The organism is Paenibacillus sp. ISL-20, from assembly GCF_018613005.1.
Lineage (GTDB): Bacteria > Bacillota > Bacilli > Paenibacillales > Paenibacillaceae > Paenibacillus_AQ.
This window is the reverse complement of the sequence record NZ_JAGGRD010000003.1, coordinates 79,001-96,414: the sequence shown is the minus strand read 5'-3', so window position 1 is coordinate 96,414 and position 17,414 is coordinate 79,001. Positions and strand designations below refer to the sequence as shown.

Genomic DNA, 17,414 nt, shown 5'->3' with positions numbered 1-17,414 from the left:
CCTTGAGTAAAGTGCTCATATTAGAAGATGAAGAATCTATCCGCAGTTTTATCGTAATTAATCTGAAACGAAACGGCTTTGACGTCCTGGAGACTGGGGATGGCAACGAAGCCCTTCGTTTGCTGCAAACGACGCCAGATATCGATATCGCCTTGCTTGATGTCATGGTACCAGGGATTGACGGATTTGAAGTTTGCCGCAGAATTCGGGAAACGAACGAGCGGATCGGTATTATTTTTCTGACGGCAAAAGTTCAGGAGCAGGATAAAGTGTATGCCCTCTCCGTTGGTGCCGATGACCACGTAAGTAAACCGTTCAGTCCGACGGAGTTAATCGCCAGGCTGCAATCTTTACTGCGGAGGGTGAATGTCCAGCGTGCGGGAACCGCCAAGGTATCGTTTCAATCAGGTCCCTTTACGCTGGATCTGATCTCCAAGCAGTTTAAGAAGAACGGGCAGCCGGTGGAGCTGACGCCAACAGAATTTTCGCTGGTGCAGTTTTTCCTGGAGAAAGAAAACACGCCGCTTAGTCGTGATGTGCTGCTCGATCATGTATGGGGCAAAGAATATATGGGTGACCCCAAAATCGTGGACGTGAACATTCGGAGACTGCGCCAAAAAATCGAAGGCAATCCTTCCGAGCCGGAATACCTCCAGACGGTATGGGGACACGGCTATAAATGGAAGGGTCAGGGACAATGATCATCAAAAAAGGCATTCGGCGGCAAATCGTGCTGCACTACTTCCTGGTAGTGTTCATCGCCTTGCTGCTGATTGAGGTTATTTTTCTAATCGCTTTACGATCGTATTATTACGATACGGTACGCAATCATATTTTGAATCACATTAATACCGCCAACGCCTTTTATCAGCCCTTCCGATTGACGTCAGCGGAGAACGCTAACCAGTTGAGCGAGATGGTTCGCCATTTTGAATTGTATACTACGGAGCTTCAAATTTTGAATCCGGCTGGTCAAGTTCTCTCTACATCAACCGGCTTCGAGATAGAGCAGACCATCAAGACCAGTGATGTTACCCAAGCGCTTGCAGGCAATACGGGCCGTTGGATTGGCAAGCAGCAAGGTACGGGGCAGATCGTTATGGCCGTATCCCAAACAGTTTCGAACGGATTTGAGAAAACGTACATTCTTCGCTATGTGACTTCGCTTGAGTTCATTAACGACAAGCTGATGAAAATCACGCTGTTTGCCGTCAGCATCGGGGGGGGCGTGCTAGCGCTCGTGCTTGCCTTTAGCATTGGACTGGCCAACTCCATCGTAAAGCCGCTCAACAACATTACAACGGTATCCGCGCAGATGGCCAAGGGCAAGTTTAACGTGAGAATCAAAGGCGATTATAAATACGAGCTTGGCGAGCTATCGTCAACCCTAAACTACATGGCGCAGGAGATTGTACGAAGCAACCAGGTGAAGGATGATTTTGTTTCATCCATTTCACATGAGCTGCGGACTCCGCTCACAAGTATTAAGGGCTGGAGTGAAACGCTCGACTCCGGCGGTTATGATCCGGAAGAAACGAAGATCGGGATGCAGATTATTTCCAAGGAAACCGATCGTTTGATCGGTCTTGTTGAAGAGCTGCTCGACTTCTCCAAGCTTCAGCAGAATGAGATGAAGCTTGTGAAGGGTATCGTGAATTTACGGGAGCTTCTGCAAGAGATTATGCTCAATCTGTGGACCAAGGCCGAGAAGAAGGGCATCCAGATCAAACTGGAGACCGATGAAAAGCCGATTATCTATGGGGATGCCAACCGCTTGAAGCAGGTGTTTCTGAACATTGTGGATAATGCGATTAAATTCTCGCATGAGAACGGCGTGATCAACTTGTCCTTCGCTATGGAAGATAAGTTTGTGATCGTAACCGTGGAAGATCACGGTATTGGCATATCGGACGAACATCTGCGGCGGGTAAAGGATCGGTTCTTCCAGGTTAATCCGCTTAACGGGGGAACGGGACTGGGCCTTGCGATTACGCAGCAGCTCATTGAGCTCCATGGGGGCACGATGGAGATGGAAAGCGAGCTCGGGCACGGAACATCCGTTATCGTCAAGCTGCCGCTGCCTGAAGGAAAAATACCGATGGCCGGCGGATTAGAGAACGGTGAGGATGACGTAGCCGGACCGACCGTATAAGCTTTGCCGGGTTACCGGCAAAGCTTTTCTCAAAAGTACAGAATTGTTAAGTTTTCAGCGAAACGTACTGTATTCGCACTAAGCATCGAAGCATAGGCTCCACTTTGTGGGGCTGTTTTGAAAGGGGAGTGCGGAATTGGGAGACACAGCAGCAACGTTTTCTACTGAGCAAGGTCTGTTTGAATTAAAAGTGGCTGAAGCAGAACACGCAGGGGAGATGCTGGCGCTTCTAACGGAGGCGGCAGAGGTGATGGAACAGCAAGGGCGCAAGCAGTGGAGTCCATCTCTCTTCTCCTTGGACTTGATGGAGCAGTACCTGGCGGAGCGGGAAGTGTTTATCCTCTGGCATAAAGACATGGCCGTCGGCATGTTCACGCTGCAGTATAGGGATCCAGCCTATTGGGGAGAGCGGGACGATCCGGCCTATGGTTACCTGCATCGGCTGACCGTACGCGCCTCCTATCGGGGACTGGAGCTTGGAACCAAGATGATTTCCTTTGCGGAATCGTATTTGTTATCCATGGGTAAACAGGGTTTCAGACTGGATTGCGTAACCCATCTGCCAACGCTGAATCAATTTTATCAGCGCCAAGGATTTCAGTTCGTGGCTGAGCAGGATATGGGTGGTCGTGTCGTGAATTTATATGAGAAGAGATTTATTTCATAATTTTACACTTTTATAAAACCTAAGTCGCATGCGCTTGAAACACAGTCAGCAGGGCACGATACATGAGAAAAAGCGATCCGTGACGGATCGCTTTTTTGTATAAAAGTCTGAAGAAATTGATCTCAGAGCTAATATGTTGTTGAAGAACTCGTTTAGGATGAAGAGACATTCGCCCGCAAGCGTCCTTTTTCGTATACATCCTGAAGCAGTCGTGACGGTTGGGTACGAATGGTTGGTTTCGGAAGTACGGTCTCATAAGGTCCAACAACCACAACGTTGCCGGGAGTTCCTTTTACAATCGCTCCATCCTTGATGATCGCTCCCTCGCCGATAATGGCATGCTCGATATGAGCGCCCTTGCCGATTTTGACATTCGGCATGACCACACTGTCCTTGACGATGGAGTATTTGCCAATCTCCGCACCGCAGAATATAACGGAGCTCTTGGCTTTTCCTTCGAAGGTGCATTGGTCATGAATCAAGCAGTCGGTGTGTTCCGTATTGCGGTTCCGCGCTGCCGAAGGTTTGGTCTTCCAGGCACGGGTATACATGGGCCAATCGGGTCTTTCCAGAACAAGCTCGTTTTGGCTTAGCACATCCATATGGGCTTCCCACAGGCTTTCTACGGTGCCCACATCGCGCCAGTAGCCCTGGAAGCGGAACGCAAGCAGCGACTCTTCTCCGTACAGCATCTTAGGGATGACATCCTTCCCGAAGTCATGGCTAGAGTTGGGATCAGCCGCATCCTCAATGAGGTGCCGCTTCAGATAGTCCCAACGGAACAAATAAATGCCCATTGAGGCAAGGTTGCTTTGCGGTTCTGCCGGCTTTTCGGCAAATTCAATGATATTGAGATTGTCGTCAACGCTCATGACGCCAAACCGGCTGGCGTCTTCCCAGGGCACTTCCATCACGGAGATCGTGGCAGGTGCCGCCTGCTGTATGTGGGCTTCAAGCATTTCGCGGTAATCCATTTGATAAATATGGTCCCCGGATAGAATAAGGACATGTTCGGGATTTTGATCATCGATGTATGGAATGTTTTTATAAATGGCGTCTGCTGTACCCAAGTATCCATCTTGGTGTGTGCTGTTGGATGGAAGCAGAGCGATGCCTTCACGTCCTGTATGTGTAAGTCCCCAGGGTTCACCTTCACCGATATGTTCGTGTAATGATTCTGCCTCATATTGTGTTAGCACTCCAACCGTATCGATTCCGGAGTTCACACAATTGCTGAGAGGAAAATCGATTATACGATAATGTCCGCCAAATGGAACGGCGGGTTTTGCCAGCTTGGACGTAAGGGGAGCTAATCGTTTACCTTCTCCACCGGCCAGAAGCATAGCAATACAGTCTTTTCTCTTCATCACGTTTCCCTCCCAATGTATTTTCACGTTGTACATTACATAAACGACATTCCCGGGGTTTGAAACGATTATATTGAAAAAGTAAAATGAAAATTACAAAATTATTTTTCAGGGACATTTTTTATTTTCAAAATGGTTAGAATGGGGTAATAGCACTAATAATATTTGGATTTATAAAGAAAAAGCGGGTGACGATGATTGAACCAAGCAGTTAGGGAAGGAAACATGACTCCGGAACAATTGTATTTATTTCATGAAGGAACCTGGCATCACAGTTACCAATGCATGGGTGCACACCGTGCTACGGAAGATGGAGTTGAAGGCGTGCGTTTTACGGTTTGGGCTCCGAATGCAAGGCAGGTGGGTCTTGCCGGAGACTGGAACGGCTGGGACGGTTCCCAGGACACGTTATATAGGATACCCGATTCGGGAATTTGGAGTCGGTTTTTCCCTGGGATGAAGACTGGAACTTTTTACAAATATCATATCACCGGACCGTATGGAGAAACGTTCTTGAAGGCGGATCCGTACGCGTTTCACGCCGAAGTTCGACCTGCAACCGCATCGGTTGTGACCGATCTCTCTGGATATCATTGGGACGACGCAACATGGAGAAGAAAGAACAGATCCCCCTACACCAAGCCGATGAACATATATGAAATGCACTTTGGAACCTGGCGGCAAAAAGAGGACGGCTCTTTCTATACATACCGCGAACTGGCAGACCAGCTGATCCCCTACTTGCTGGAGATGAGCTATACCCACGTGGAATTCATGCCCTTGGCTGAGCATCCGTACGACCTTTCATGGGGGTATCAGGGAACCGGATTCTTTGCGCTGACCAGCAGATACGGAAGTCCCCATGATTTCATGTATCTTGTTGATCAGCTGCATCAAGCTGGTATCGGCGTGCTGCTCGACTGGGTGCCCGCACATTTTGCCAAGGATGCCCACGGGCTTCGACTGTTTGACGGGGCTCCTCTTTATGAATACGCAGATTCGCAAAAAGCAGAGAAACCGGGCTGGGGAACACTGTCTTTCGATTATGCCAAGCCTGAGGTGATTTCATTCCTCATCTCCAATGCCTTATTTTGGATGGATATGTATCATATTGATGGTCTTCGTGTGGACGCTGTGACAAGCATGATCCGGCTCGATTTTGAGAAGCGCGAAGGTCAGTATAGACCTAATGAACATGGTGGCTTGGAAAATCTCGAAGCGATATCCTTTCTGCAGGAATTGAATAAAGCTATGTTTCGATATTACCCGAATGCTTTGATGATGGCCGAGGAATCCAGCGCGTGGGCAGGAGTTACCGCACCTGTGCACGAAGGGGGCCTTGGGTTCAATTACAAATGGAACATGGGCTGGATGAATGACACGCTGTCCTATGCGGAGCAGGCATTCGAACAGAGGCCTACCCATCATAATTTACTAACATTTCCCATTTGTTATGCCTATTCTGAGAATTTTACATTACCGCTGTCACATGATGAAGTAGTCCACGGGAAGAAATCACTGCTTAATAAAATGCCGGGCAGCTATGAACAAAAGTTTGCAGGACTTCGGATTTTGCTTGGATATCAGATCACCCAGCCTGGCAAGAAGCTGCTGTTTATGGGGGGAGAGTTCGGCCAGTTCATTGAATGGAAGGATCAGGAGCAGCTGGATTGGCTGCTGCTGGACTACGAAAGCCACCGCAAGCAGCTGGCTTATACGGCAGCGTTAAACCGCATGTATGTAGAGGAGAAGGCTCTATGGGAGCAGGATCACAGGTGGGAAGGCTTTGAGTGGCTTAGCGCCGATGATCATGAGCAAAGTGTCTTATCTTACATGAGAATGGGCACAAAACCTGGCGATACACTGATCATCGTCATTAATTTTCAGCCCCGGGCATATGACCAATATCGGATCGGCTTACCGAGAGCGGGACAGTACGTGGAGATATTGAATTCCGATCACACCGATTATGGCGGCTCCGGACTGATCAACGTCGAAGACTTAAAAGCGGAGAAGAAGGCTTGGCATGGACAAACCCACAGCCTGGAGATCAAGCTGCCTCCACTCGGCATGGTGGTGTTAAAGAAAAAGCCGCGTTCCAGAAAATCGCAGGATCGAGAGGCCGTTTCACTGAAGGCAGCAGCAGTAAAAGAGAAGACGGCACGGAAAACCAAACGAATCCAAAGGGGGAAGCAGGATTGAAATTGTTATTTGCAGCTTCAGAATGTGGACCATACATCAAGACTGGCGGATTGGCGGATGTGATTGCTGCTTTGCCGAAATCCCTTCGCGGCATGGGCGAGGATATTCGGGTGGTTCTGCCCAAATATCACGGCATTCCTGACGACTACCGGGAGCGCATGGCGCATGTCGGGGAAACCCGGGTGCGGGTAGGCTGGCGCGAGCAGTATTGCGGCATCGAGTCCCTGGTTGAGGACGGGGTCACGATTTATTTTGTAGACAATGAATATTATTTTGGCCGCGAAGGTATTTACGGCTACATGGACGATGGCGAACGCTTTTCGTTCTTCAATCGTGCCGTTCTCGAGATCTTGCCGGTAATCGGCTTTCAGCCGGACGTGCTTCACTGCCATGATTGGCATACGGCGATGATTCCGCTGCTCCTTGAAGATGTCTACCGCCATGATCCTTACTATGCGGGCATTCGAACCGTATTTACAATCCACAATTTGTTGTATCAAGGCGTATATCCGTACGAGGTGCTGGTCGATCTGCTCGGAATCCACAGCCGTCATTTTACAGCGGAGGGCGTAGAATATTACGGAAACGTGAATTTCATGAAAGCGGGAATCGTGTATGCAGATCATGTAACGACGGTTAGCCCGACTTATGCTTCGGAGATCCAGACCGGTTATTACGGATACGGACTCGACGGGCTTTTGTCAACCCAAGGTTCGAGATTGAGCGGCATTGTGAATGGCATAGATACTAAGAGCTACAACCCGGCGACCGATCCGCATATCGCAATGAAGTACCGGAGCGGTCTGAATAAGAAAACACAGAACAAGATTGCCTTGCAGGAAGAGTTGAATCTTCCGGTAGCACCGCATATTCCGTTGATGTCGATGGTGACGAGGCTGGTCGATTCGAAGGGGCTCGATCTGCTCATCCGGATTCTGGATGAGCTGCTCTACTATGATGAGATTCAATTTGTTGTTCTGGGAACGGGTGATCCGTCTTATGAGCATTGGTTCAAAGAAGCGGCGAATCGGTATCCCAATAAAATGTCGGCCCAGATTCGGTTCAATGAACCGTTATCGAGGCGCTTCTACGCTGGCAGCGATCTGTTCCTGATGCCTTCCAAATTTGAACCGTGCGGTATCAGCCAACTCATCGCCATGCGTTACGGCAGTGTGCCGATTGTCCGCGAAACAGGCGGATTGAATGATACGGTTCATGCATACAACGAGTATACGGGGGAAGGGAATGGATTCTCTTTCAAGGATTACAATGCACATGATATGATGAACACGATCCGGCGCGCGACCTCGATTTACCGTTTGCCTGAGCACTGGCGTAAAGTGACTAAGAACGCATTGGGCGGGGATTATAGCTGGAACGTTTCGGCCAAGGAATATCAGGAGATATACCATCAAATCACCCAATCTCAGGCTTGAACCATAACAAGACACAGGGGTGCAAGGATAGCCAAGTAAAGCGCTATCCTTGCACCCCTGTGCTAGTTAAAGCTCGGTATAGATGTTATGGTGCCAGTTGTCTGAAGCTTCATATTTCTTAATATAGGAGTTTGTACCACATAAGATGAGTTTACTAATGTTTCAATCGCCGGCATAAAATTCGATATGCATAAGGATCTAAATCGATATGCATTGTCCCGTTTACTGGTTTTACGGGCTCTTTTGTCTCGGCATCAATCCAATCGGTCGTGACGATAGGATGCGATATGGTGCGTTTCGAGTGGCTGTTGTTCATCCAGACGATAAAATGCATGGTTTCGTCCGCACGCTCGTACACAATGCAAGGATCATGGAGATTCGCTTGCAGAAAGCGGAAGCGTCCCTGTCTCAGCGCCTTATGCTTTTTCCGAAGCGCGATCATCCCTTGATAAAACGCATACAGCTCTTGGTTTCGTTTCTTTGGATCCCATTCCATGCATTTGCGGCAATTGGGATCTCCGTCACCGGTCAATCCGACTTCGTCGCCATAAAAGATGCACGGCGTACCCATGAATGTAAACAGAAATACAACGGTGAGTTTCATGCGCCGGATATCTTCTCCCACACGGGTAAGCAGCCTCGGCGTATCGTGGCTGCACAGCAGATTAAAGACCACTTCGTTGGTCTGCTGCGGATATCGCATCAGGATCGAGCCGATACGGTTGGCGAACGTGAGCCCGTCCATGTTGCCGTTGAAGAATTCCAGCACCTTATCGGCAAAAGGATAATTCATTACGGAATCAAACTGGTCACCTTGCAGCCAGATTAAGGAGTCCGACCAGACCTCGCCCACGATATAAGCCTCAGGGTTGGCCTTCTTGACAACCTGTCTGAAATCCCGCCAGAAATGATGGTCGATTTCATTGGCAACGTCCAGGCGCCAGCCGTCGAGATTGATCTCTTTGATCCAGTATTCGGCTACACCCAGCAAATACGCCTTCACTTCAGGATTGGCTGTATTGAATTTCGGCATATTTCCGAAAAAGCCGAAGGTGTCGTAGCTGGGAATGCCATCCTTGACCTCGCAAGGAAACTGGTTCACATGAAACCATTCGGCATATCTCGATTTTTCGCCGTGCTTCAACACCTCCTGAAAGGGAGGGAACTCCTCGCTGCAGTGATTGAATACCGCATCGAGAATCACTCGAATGCCTTTAGCGTGACAAGCATCTACTACTTTTTTCAACAACTCATTATCGCCAAAGTGCGGATCCACCTGTTTATAATCAACCGTGTCATATTTATGATTGGAGGGGGAGAGGAAGAGCGGAGTAAAATAAATGGCGTTAATGCCCAGGTCAACGAGATCATCCAGATGATCCAGCACGCCCTGCAGGTCACCGCCGAAGAAATTATCCACCTCCGGCTTGCCGCCCCAAGCCTTGGTTTCTTCGGGATTGATGGCCGGGTTTCCGTTAGCAAAGCGCTCTGTCATAATTTGATAAAACACGGCTTCTTTGGCCCATTCCGGTACTTTGAATACATCGACTTCATGTATGTACGGAAATTCAAAGTAACCTGCAGGCGGATAAGGATAGTCCCATCCAATTCCGCTATCCACCATATAAACCGTTTCATCTCCGGCATGAATCCGAAAGCCGTAGGACAGTCTTTTGTATTTTGGCCTGACTCCGCATTCCCAGTAATCAAACATGTCATCCGAGGCGGCCTTTTCCATGGTGATCTCGAAGTACGTACGGTCCCAATCATATTTGTCGCCAGTCATGGCAACAACAGAATCAATGTCGTTTTTCTTGGTTCGAATCCGAAGATGAATGGTTTTTGTATCATATGCATAAGCCCATTTATCTCTTGGAACATGATACAGTGCTTCTAACAGCATGGTTACACCTCCTATATGAGTAAAGCTATAGCTAATAAATAACCAACTGCTGGCTTGCATGAATCATGGAGTGAAAGAGACCGCCCGGCTAGCCTCCCTATTTATCAAGTACTGCATGTTATGCGCAATTATAAGATGGGAAGGGGACGGATAGATTATGCATCGTCGGAGGATTGCTCACCATAGAACCTCGCATCACTTTCTGGATGATGCTAAAGTCCTGTATTTACATTTATATGCAGGAAAAATTGAACAGCCCGTAATGGTTAACATAGCGAAGTGATTTCCACAATATGGACTCTCAATCGATTCACCCCTCTTAATTTATTTGTTTAATGGTTAAAAGAATCATGAGTAATATAATCCTAAGGGTATGATGAATTGACCATTGTATTAAAATAGTGGAGTAGACACGATATGTAGAATTTAATATAAGGGTGCTGTTCATGAGAACCCATGAATTTTCATTGCATATTCATGCATCCTGTTTTATAATGACTCAGTTGCATTTTTTCTATGGTTGAATTTATTTGTAACAGTTAGGGGAGAAACGAGACATATGAAACGTAAATTTACAGCGTGGATGACCCTGTTCATGGTGGTCGTGCTGTCTTTTGGCAGTATCGTTCATGCGGAGGGTGAGAAGAAAACGGTGATTCTCGGCACGAGTGCCGATTATGCACCTTATGAGTTCCATAAAACGATAGATGGCGTGGATACCATCGTCGGATTTGATATCGATATTGCGAAGGAAATCGCCAAGGATCTTGGCGCCGAGCTCATTATTAAGGACACCTCCTTTGATGCTCTCTTGCCGGAGCTGACGAGCGGACGCGTGGATTTTGTCATATCGGGCATGAATCCGACAGAAGAGCGCCGAAAGAGCATCGATTTCTCTGAACCTTATTATGCTGCGGAACAATCGGTTGTCGTTCGTAAGGAAGATGCACTCAAGTTCAACACGCTTGAAAGCCTGGAGGGAGCTCGCATCGGGGTTCAGAAGAGCTCCATTCAGGAGTCCATTGCAAAGACAATTCCGAAAGCCAATGTGGTATCACTGGATAAAATCCCGGACCTGCTGCTGCAGCTGGAATCCGAGCGCGTGGATGTTGTTCTCGCCGAGTATCCAATCGCGAAGACGAATATGAATGAAGCGACGATGGTAATAACAGACGCTAAACCGACGGCTGAGAATGACGCCTATGCCATTGGGGTTCGCAAAGGGAACGAAGAGCTGCTCAAGAGCATTAATGCTACACTCGAGCGCTTGAAGGAAAATGACCAGATCCAGAAGTTTGTCGACGAGGCCAGTGATCTGGCTGCCGGCCGCACGGCAGAGAATCTGAACACAATTGAATTCTTTTGGAAGTACCGTGATTATTACGCCAAGGGAATCCAGTTTACGTTGCTTATTTCGGCTCTTGGTGTATTTTTCGGCTTCATTCTCGGTTTGATTATCGCTTTAATGCGGATGTCGGGTGTTAAAATCCTTAAGTTTTTGGCTACCGCTTATATCGAGATCATCCGTGGTACGCCGATGCTGGTCCAGTTGCTTATTATCCATTACAGCTTGGCGGCGTTTGATATTAAATTCTCACCGATCCAGTCGGGTATTTTGACGCTTTCTATTAACAGCGCTGCCTATCTAGCTGAAATATTCCGTGCCGGCATTCAAGGCGTGGACCGCGGTCAATTGGAGGCTGCACGCTCTCTCGGAATGACCAAGGGCAAAGCGATGCGCCACATTATTTTGCCGCAAGCGTTAAAAGGCGTGTTGCCTGCGATCGGTAATGAATTTGTTGTCATCATCAAGGAATCCTCCATCGTCTCCTTCATCGGTGTGGTGGACATTATGTATCAAGCCCAGATTTTGCGCGGCATGACGTTTGCGGCAATGAATCCGCTGCTTGTGGCTGCCCTGATCTACTTTATACTGACATTCGTTCTTTCGAAGCTTCTGGGTGTCTGGGAAAGGAAGTTGAGTGCAAGTGATTACCGTTAAGGATCTTCATAAATCGTTTGGCAAGCTGGAAATCTTGAAGGGCATTGACATTGAGATTGCAAAAGGAGAAGTAGTGGTTGTCATCGGGCCGAGCGGCTCCGGTAAAAGTACCTTTTTACGATGTCTCAATTTGCTTGAAGTGCCGACCAGCGGCGAAATTTCGTTCGAGGGTGAGCTGATCACCGCCAAGAATCACAATATCAATGCAACCCGTGAGAAAATGGGCATGGTATTTCAGCAGTTTAATCTGTTTCCTCACAAGAAGGTCATCGATAATATTACGCTTGCTCCTATTCAGGTGAAGGGGGTCTCGGCAAAGGAAGCCGAGGCTACTGCAGACGAGCTGCTGAAGTCGGTTGGCCTGCAGGACAAGAAGGAGGCATATCCTTCCCAGCTGTCCGGTGGACAGAAGCAGAGAATTGCCATTGCCCGCGCACTCGCGATGCAGCCGCATGTCATGCTGTTTGACGAACCGACCTCCGCACTGGACCCTGAGATGGTGGGTGAGGTATTGGAAGTAATGAAGAAACTTGCCGAAGGCGGTATGACGATGGTCATCGTCACCCATGAGATGGGCTTCGCTCGGGAAGTGGGGGATCGGATCCTGTTCATGGATGGTGGTAAAATCGTAGAGGAAGGCACGCCGGACCAGCTGTTTGGCAATCCGACTCATCCTCGTACGCAAGAGTTTTTAAGTAAGGTTTTGTAACTTTTATATCTACATTGTAACAAACAAAAACAGCGCCATACCTGATTGTTTCAGGAATTGGCGCTGTTTTTGTTGGTTTATTGGTAACAATTGCTTGCAGTTTAGGTTACAAAATTGTGATATATTGATGTTCGTTGACATATTACATCCGAATTACCATGCTACATATGAGGAGGCATCTTTAGATGTTACAACAAATGAAATCATGGACTAGAAATTATGGACTTAACAAAAATAATAAGATCGCTGGAAAAACAGCAAAATGGTTTACCGTTACAGCCGTTGTACTCGGCCTGACTTTCGCCGGAGGGGGACTGCAGGCACATGCAAGCTCAGTGCATGTCGCGAAGAACGGCGATACCTTCTACTTCTTATCTAAACAGTACGGAGTAAACATGGACAAGCTGATGAAGGCTAACCCTACGATTAAGGCAACAAATATATACCAGGGGCTAGAAATCACCATTCCAGGGACGGTATCGATGAACTCGACGGCATCTGCTGCACCTATCGCTCCAGGAACCTCCGGATTTACGCCCAGCTTGAGCGTTTCCCCTGAGAAGAACGTGGTAGAAGCATGGGGCAAGACGTTTAATTACAGCAAAACATTGTCGGTCAAGGCTACTGGCTATTCTTCTGCAGCAAGCGAGAACGGTGGTTGGGGCGCGGTTGATTACTTCGGAAATTCCCTTGAGCTCGGTACCATCGCTGTCGATCCCAAGATCATTCCGCTCGGTACCAAGGTGCTTGTAACAGGACATGAGCATCCAGGACTGCCGAAAAAGGCATTTGTGGCAGAAGCTCGTGATATTGGCGGAGCTATTAAAGGGAATAGGATTGATATTTTCATCCCAGGTTCAAAATTGTCCGTGAATCAATTCGGCATTCAGGATATCAAATTGTTCATTATCGAATAATTCAATAATAATTCTAATACGGAAGACGGCTAGATGGATCCAAACTCCAGTTAGCCGTCTTTTTTTGTTCTTCAGATCTATCTCGACTCTGACACGCCTAACATCTCCGGGAGTGTGACGAAGCTATATCCCTTACTCCGCAGCTCGGTAATAATGTCCGGGAGCGCTTCGATCGTTCCGGTTAGGTTGGATCCCACGCCACCTCCGGCATGTTGGAGTACGATCGAGCCTGGCCCAACCGCTGATAAAATGTTGCTTTTCACCTCTTCCTTACTCAGCCCTTTCCAATCGAGGGAGTCGACATTCCAATTCACGACTTTGTATCCGTTTTTGCGTGCCCACTGAAGCTGCTCTTCATTAATATCGCCATAAGGCGGACGGATTAGCCGAGGATCCACTCCGGTTAGGGATTTCAAGATCGTATTGGTACGTCCGATTTGGCCTTTGAATTTGTCCAGGCTCAGCTTGTTCAGCTGCGCGTGATTATAGGAGTGATTGCCAATAGCGTGACCTTCTTCATGAATTCGTTTCGCAAGATCGGGATGTTTTTTGGCCCGTTCCCCCACTGCAAAGAATGTGGCTTTTACCTGAAACTTTTTGAGGATGTCCAGTACTTTTCCGGTAAATCGGGGATCCGGGACATCATCAAAGGTCAGAGCGATCTGTTTGACCCGGGGTCCGCTGGAGCGAAAGGTATCCGGATATTTTCTCAGTAATTGACTTAAAGACGGCGCATCGTCTGAATTTTGGGTCTTATTGCGCTTGGCATGATCCAAGTTTTGGCCGGATTCCGACATGACGGAAGTGTCCTGGGGTTGAAGTGACAAACTATGTACATCAGACGCGTGTGCCGAGATGTCCGGCACCATGAAAAAGAATAACAGGATACACAACAGGCAGCTTCCTGCACGGTATCGATTGAACATCACGATCGGCCCCTTTCGCTTTTTAATATGGTATGCCCAGTTGATCGGGCGATTATCCTCAATATGGGAATGCGATGTTTTTTAGTTTTCCCTCAGAAAGGTGTATAATAACCGGTAACAGATTGGTTATTACATCTGATCATTTGGATATGGAAGGAGATAATCGCTTGGCAGACTTGTTTACACCTTACAATTTCAAGAATTTGACCCTGAAGAACCGCATTGTTATGCCACCGATGTGTCAATATTCCGTTCAAGCTGAGGACGGGATTCCGAATGATTGGCATTTTGTTCATTATGTCAGCCGTGCCGTTGGAGGTACTGGCTTCATTATTGTAGAAATGACAGGTGTCCATCCTGATGGACGCATAACGAATCAAGACACGGGGATATGGGACGATAATCAGATCCCAGCCTATCGCCGTATTGTGGAGAGTGTGCATTCTTATGGAACCAAGATTGGTATCCAGCTTGGGCATGCCGGAAGAAAAGCGCAGGATGCAGAACCGTCAGTAGCCCCTTCTGCGATTCCGTTCAGTTCCCAATACAAAATGCCCAAGATGCTTTCCGGGGCTGAAGTGGAAGAGCTCATTCAAGCCTTCAAGGAAGGCGCGCGTCGAGCTGTTGAGGCCGGGTTCGATACCGTTGAGATTCATGGCGCCCATGGTTACCTCATTCATCAGTTTCACTCGCCGCTAACGAACCAGCGCAGTGATGAATATGGTCAAGACCTTCCTCTGTTCGGTGAGCGGGTTGTTCAAGCCGTTAAGGAAGTCCTGCCCGAAGGCATGCCGATCATAATGAGGGTATCTGCAAAAGAATATGTGGACGGCGGCTATGATGTGCAATACTGTGCGGAGATTTGCAAACGTTACCGCGATGCCGGCGTCGATATTTTTCATATCTCCTCGGGGGGAGAAGGCCAGGTCGGCGCCAATGGAGGTCCGGAAGCGAAGCCCGGTTATCAGGTGGATCTGGCAGCAGAGTTCAAACAGCTGTTAAAGGTGCCTGTTATTGCGGTAGGATTGCTGGATGATTACCATGCCGCGCAAGAGGTGATTTTGTCAGGCAAAGCGGATCTGGTGGCGATTGGCCGGGGCATGCTCCGCGATCCCTACTGGGCTGTTCATGCAGCCAAGGCGCTTGATGGAGGACAGAAAGTCCCCAAGCAATATGAACGAGCATATTAAAAAATGCGTGTTCCAAAATTGTGAGTTTTGAACAACTTCTAAAAAATTTTTGAAACGTTTGGGAACATGCAACGTAAATATTAATCATATACCAGTATTTTAAAGTGAAAGCGAGAGGAAGAGAACGATGTCCATATTTAAAAGATTGCGCGATTTGACCATGTCCAATATTAACGCCATTATCGACAAGGCGGAAGACCCGATTAAAATGACGGATCAGTACATTCGAGATATGACGGAAGATCTTGAGGATGCTGAGAAAGCGGTAGCTTCACAAATTGCCATTGAGAAACGCTTTAAAGCACTTTATGAAGAGCAAGCTGCGCTTGTGGAAAAACGCACGCAGCAAGCGCATACCGCAGCACAAGCTCAAAACGTTGATCTTGCTCGCCGCGCGCTGGAAGAGAAGAAGGCCGCCGAGGCCAAGCGTGATGAGTACAAAGCCAGCTACGATCAGAACAAACTGGCAGCCGACAATCTGCGCGGCAAGCTGGAAGAAATGCGCAAGCAGCTTACAGCGATGAAGAACAAACGTGAAACTTTGGTCGCTCGCTATAATGCCGCTAAAGCGCAAACGGAGATCAACAAAGCGATGAACGGGTTTGGGACTGATACAGCATCGGCCGGATTGAAACGAATGGAAGAGAAGATGCTGGCTATGGAAGCTCGTGCGGAAGCAAGCAATGAAATGTCGTCAAGTGAGAAATCCCTTGATGAAGAGTTTGAGAACCTTGGCAAGGACAAAGTCGTTGAGGATGAGCTTGCAGCCTTGATGAAACAATACGAGAACAAGTAATAACGGATTTTAGCGGTCTAACAGTTATATTGTTCAGGGGGCGAGGGAGAAACAGCAGAGCTGAATGCAGCTGAGCTTCTCCTTCGCTTTTGTTTGATCGTAGATATAAGGGAAGAGCCTTTTATTAGACGTCTGTCTTCAATTGAGGCAGCCCGGGCTTAAGGGAGTTTTTTGTATGTTGAATGTGGAGGCTTAGAGATGGATTTTGATATGATCTTGCGTGTATTGCTATGGACAGCTGTCGGAGGGCTGCTGTTGTTTGTTTTGATGTTTGTGGATTCCCTGTTCACGAAATATAACGATCTTGAAGAAGTGAAAGCGGGTAACATGGCGGTAACCACAAGACTGATATTGAAACTGTTCGCACAAGGGTATATTTTATCCGTGTCGATTGGTACGTCATATCATCTACTTGAGGCGATAGTGGTATCAATCATTTCGTTTATCATATTACTGGTTCTCGAATCGTTGACAGAGCTCATACTGCGTAACTTCGGCAAGCTGAACCTTGACAAAGGAACCCGCGAGGGTAAGACGGGATACGGTTTGTTTGCAGGTTCGCTGCATGTGGTTGGAGCGTTAATTATTACCGCTTGCCTATAGAACGCATAATGGAGATAGGGGACAGGAAAGATGAGTATGTGGAAAAGAATCAGCAATTTATTTAGTAAGCCGGAGCCGCCCAAGGTAGAGAAAAGCATGCTGCAGCTGGCTCCCGGCGATATTTGCGAAGTGTCTCTGGTCACTTATGAAGTCACGGGTCGTGTGCACAATCGCGGTCGTAATGCGGTCGTCTTGACGCTGCAGGATGGCAGCACCATTGCTTATCTGCATATCGAGGAACGCGAGACGGTTCAGTATGCGTTATACGCTCCGATCGATGGACGGCTGGATTCTCCGGATGAGGTACCGTCCATCATCGATTTGGACGATCATGTATTTCATTTGGAAGAGGAATACGGGGGACATGTATCGATCACCGGTCGTACCGCATTTACGCAAGGTGGGGAGCAGTATGTATGGCAATACCAATCGGATGATTACAAGCTGCTGCGAATTGAATGGCAGAACGGGCGGTTTATGTTGTATGAAGGCGAGAAAGTGATACCGGGGGACGTTCGAGTTATCCGGGCGACTTAGGAGTGGT

Annotated in this window: 15 protein-coding genes; 12 read left to right on the top strand and 3 right to left on the bottom strand. The window is 48.0% G+C overall.

Annotated elements, in window-relative coordinates; translation table 11 throughout:
* The first annotated feature begins 2 nt into the window (after positions 1 to 2).
* The 3 genes from J7E85_RS03310 to J7E85_RS03300 all read left to right on the top strand — a co-directional run bounded on the left by J7E85_RS03310 (position 3) and on the right by J7E85_RS03300 (position 2,819).
* Positions 3 to 701, top strand: a complete 699-nt coding sequence (locus tag J7E85_RS03310) for a response regulator transcription factor (protein ID WP_076321185.1) — start codon at positions 3 to 5, stop codon at positions 699 to 701.
* Entirely contained in the window at positions 698 to 2,152 is a 1,455-nt protein-coding gene (locus J7E85_RS03305) for a sensor histidine kinase (RefSeq protein WP_215154958.1), read from the top strand. Before J7E85_RS03310 ends, J7E85_RS03305 begins: the two co-directional genes overlap by 4 nt.
* 136 nt (positions 2,153 to 2,288) lie before the next feature.
* The gene (locus J7E85_RS03300; protein WP_215154956.1) at positions 2,289 to 2,819 is read left to right on the top strand and encodes a GNAT family N-acetyltransferase; all 531 of its coding nucleotides are present in this window, start codon (positions 2,289 to 2,291) and stop codon (positions 2,817 to 2,819) included.
* 152 nt (positions 2,820 to 2,971) lie between these two features.
* Here J7E85_RS03300 and J7E85_RS03295 read toward each other — a convergent pair whose 3' ends face one another.
* A complete protein-coding gene (locus J7E85_RS03295; RefSeq protein WP_215154954.1) occupies positions 2,972 to 4,186 on the bottom strand; it encodes a glucose-1-phosphate adenylyltransferase in 1,215 nt (404 codons plus the stop codon).
* A gap of 225 nt (positions 4,187 to 4,411) precedes the next feature.
* Here J7E85_RS03295 and glgB point away from each other — a divergent pair, with 225 nt between their 5' ends.
* Entirely contained in the window at positions 4,412 to 6,388 is a 1,977-nt protein-coding gene (glgB, locus tag J7E85_RS03290; RefSeq protein ID WP_215155086.1) for a 1,4-alpha-glucan branching protein GlgB, read from the top strand.
* Positions 6,385 to 7,824 carry a glycogen synthase GlgA gene (gene glgA / locus J7E85_RS03285; RefSeq protein ID WP_215154951.1) on the top strand — a complete coding sequence of 480 codons (1,440 nt, stop codon included), beginning with the start codon at positions 6,385 to 6,387 and terminating at the stop codon, positions 7,822 to 7,824. Before glgB ends, glgA begins: the two co-directional genes overlap by 4 nt.
* 154 nt (positions 7,825 to 7,978) lie before the next feature.
* Here glgA and J7E85_RS03280 read toward each other — a convergent pair whose 3' ends face one another.
* Positions 7,979 to 9,727, bottom strand: a complete 1,749-nt coding sequence (locus tag J7E85_RS03280; RefSeq protein WP_215154950.1) for an alpha-glycosidase — start codon at positions 9,725 to 9,727, stop codon at positions 7,979 to 7,981.
* Between the two features lie 559 nt (positions 9,728 to 10,286).
* Between J7E85_RS03280 and J7E85_RS03275 the strand changes: the two genes are divergently transcribed.
* The 3 genes from J7E85_RS03275 (at position 10,287) to J7E85_RS03265 (ending at position 13,355) form a co-directional block, all read left to right on the top strand.
* On the top strand, positions 10,287 to 11,729 hold the full coding sequence (locus J7E85_RS03275; protein WP_215154948.1) for an ABC transporter substrate-binding protein/permease: 1,443 nt from the start codon (positions 10,287 to 10,289) through the stop codon (positions 11,727 to 11,729).
* Positions 11,716 to 12,438 carry an amino acid ABC transporter ATP-binding protein gene (locus J7E85_RS03270; RefSeq protein WP_215154946.1) on the top strand — a complete coding sequence of 241 codons (723 nt, stop codon included), beginning with the start codon at positions 11,716 to 11,718 and terminating at the stop codon, positions 12,436 to 12,438. The genes J7E85_RS03275 and J7E85_RS03270 overlap by 14 nt, the downstream gene beginning before the upstream one ends.
* Before the next feature lie 185 nt (positions 12,439 to 12,623).
* A complete protein-coding gene (locus J7E85_RS03265; protein WP_215154944.1) occupies positions 12,624 to 13,355 on the top strand; it encodes a 3D domain-containing protein in 732 nt (243 codons plus the stop codon).
* Between the two features lie 77 nt (positions 13,356 to 13,432).
* Here the strand turns inward: J7E85_RS03265 and J7E85_RS03260 are convergent, their stop codons facing one another.
* Positions 13,433 to 14,281, bottom strand: a complete 849-nt coding sequence (locus tag J7E85_RS03260) for a polysaccharide deacetylase family protein (RefSeq protein WP_215154942.1) — start codon at positions 14,279 to 14,281, stop codon at positions 13,433 to 13,435.
* Between the two features lie 167 nt (positions 14,282 to 14,448).
* On the opposite strand from J7E85_RS03260, the gene J7E85_RS03255 reads away from it, so the two are divergent.
* From J7E85_RS03255 to J7E85_RS03240, 4 genes are all read left to right on the top strand, one after another.
* On the top strand, positions 14,449 to 15,471 hold the full coding sequence (locus tag J7E85_RS03255; RefSeq protein ID WP_215154940.1) for an NADH:flavin oxidoreductase/NADH oxidase: 1,023 nt from the start codon (positions 14,449 to 14,451) through the stop codon (positions 15,469 to 15,471).
* A 127-nt stretch (positions 15,472 to 15,598) separates the two neighbouring features.
* Complete coding sequence (locus J7E85_RS03250; protein ID WP_215154938.1) at positions 15,599 to 16,267, top strand: PspA/IM30 family protein; 669 nt, start codon at positions 15,599 to 15,601, stop codon at positions 16,265 to 16,267.
* Positions 16,268 to 16,465: 198 nt separating this feature from the next.
* Positions 16,466 to 16,870 (top strand): DUF350 domain-containing protein, encoded by a 405-nt coding sequence (locus tag J7E85_RS03245; RefSeq protein WP_215154936.1) that lies wholly within the window; start codon positions 16,466 to 16,468, stop codon positions 16,868 to 16,870.
* A gap of 30 nt (positions 16,871 to 16,900) precedes the next feature.
* Positions 16,901 to 17,407, top strand: a complete 507-nt coding sequence (locus J7E85_RS03240; RefSeq protein ID WP_215154934.1) for a DUF4178 domain-containing protein — start codon at positions 16,901 to 16,903, stop codon at positions 17,405 to 17,407.
* Positions 17,408 to 17,414 lie beyond the last annotated feature (7 nt).

Excerpts from the sequence above, each read along its gene's own strand:
- J7E85_RS03245 (WP_215154936.1), top strand. The coding sequence starts at position 16,466 with ATGGATTTTGATATGATCTTGCGTGTATTGCTATGGACAGCTGTCGGA.
- J7E85_RS03250 (WP_215154938.1), top strand. The coding sequence starts at position 15,599 with ATGTCCATATTTAAAAGATTGCGCGATTTGACCATGTCCAATATTAAC.
- J7E85_RS03295 (WP_215154954.1), bottom strand. The coding sequence starts at position 4,186 with ATGAAGAGAAAAGACTGTATTGCTATGCTTCTGGCCGGTGGAGAAGGT.
- J7E85_RS03265 (WP_215154944.1), top strand. The coding sequence starts at position 12,624 with ATGTTACAACAAATGAAATCATGGACTAGAAATTATGGACTTAACAAA.
- glgB (WP_215155086.1), top strand. The coding sequence starts at position 4,412 with ATGACTCCGGAACAATTGTATTTATTTCATGAAGGAACCTGGCATCAC.
- J7E85_RS03240 (WP_215154934.1), top strand. The coding sequence starts at position 16,901 with ATGAGTATGTGGAAAAGAATCAGCAATTTATTTAGTAAGCCGGAGCCG.
- J7E85_RS03275 (WP_215154948.1), top strand. The coding sequence starts at position 10,287 with ATGAAACGTAAATTTACAGCGTGGATGACCCTGTTCATGGTGGTCGTG.
- J7E85_RS03260 (WP_215154942.1), bottom strand. The coding sequence starts at position 14,281 with ATGTTCAATCGATACCGTGCAGGAAGCTGCCTGTTGTGTATCCTGTTA.
- J7E85_RS03305 (WP_215154958.1), top strand. The coding sequence starts at position 698 with ATGATCATCAAAAAAGGCATTCGGCGGCAAATCGTGCTGCACTACTTC.
- J7E85_RS03280 (WP_215154950.1), bottom strand. The coding sequence starts at position 9,727 with ATGCTGTTAGAAGCACTGTATCATGTTCCAAGAGATAAATGGGCTTAT.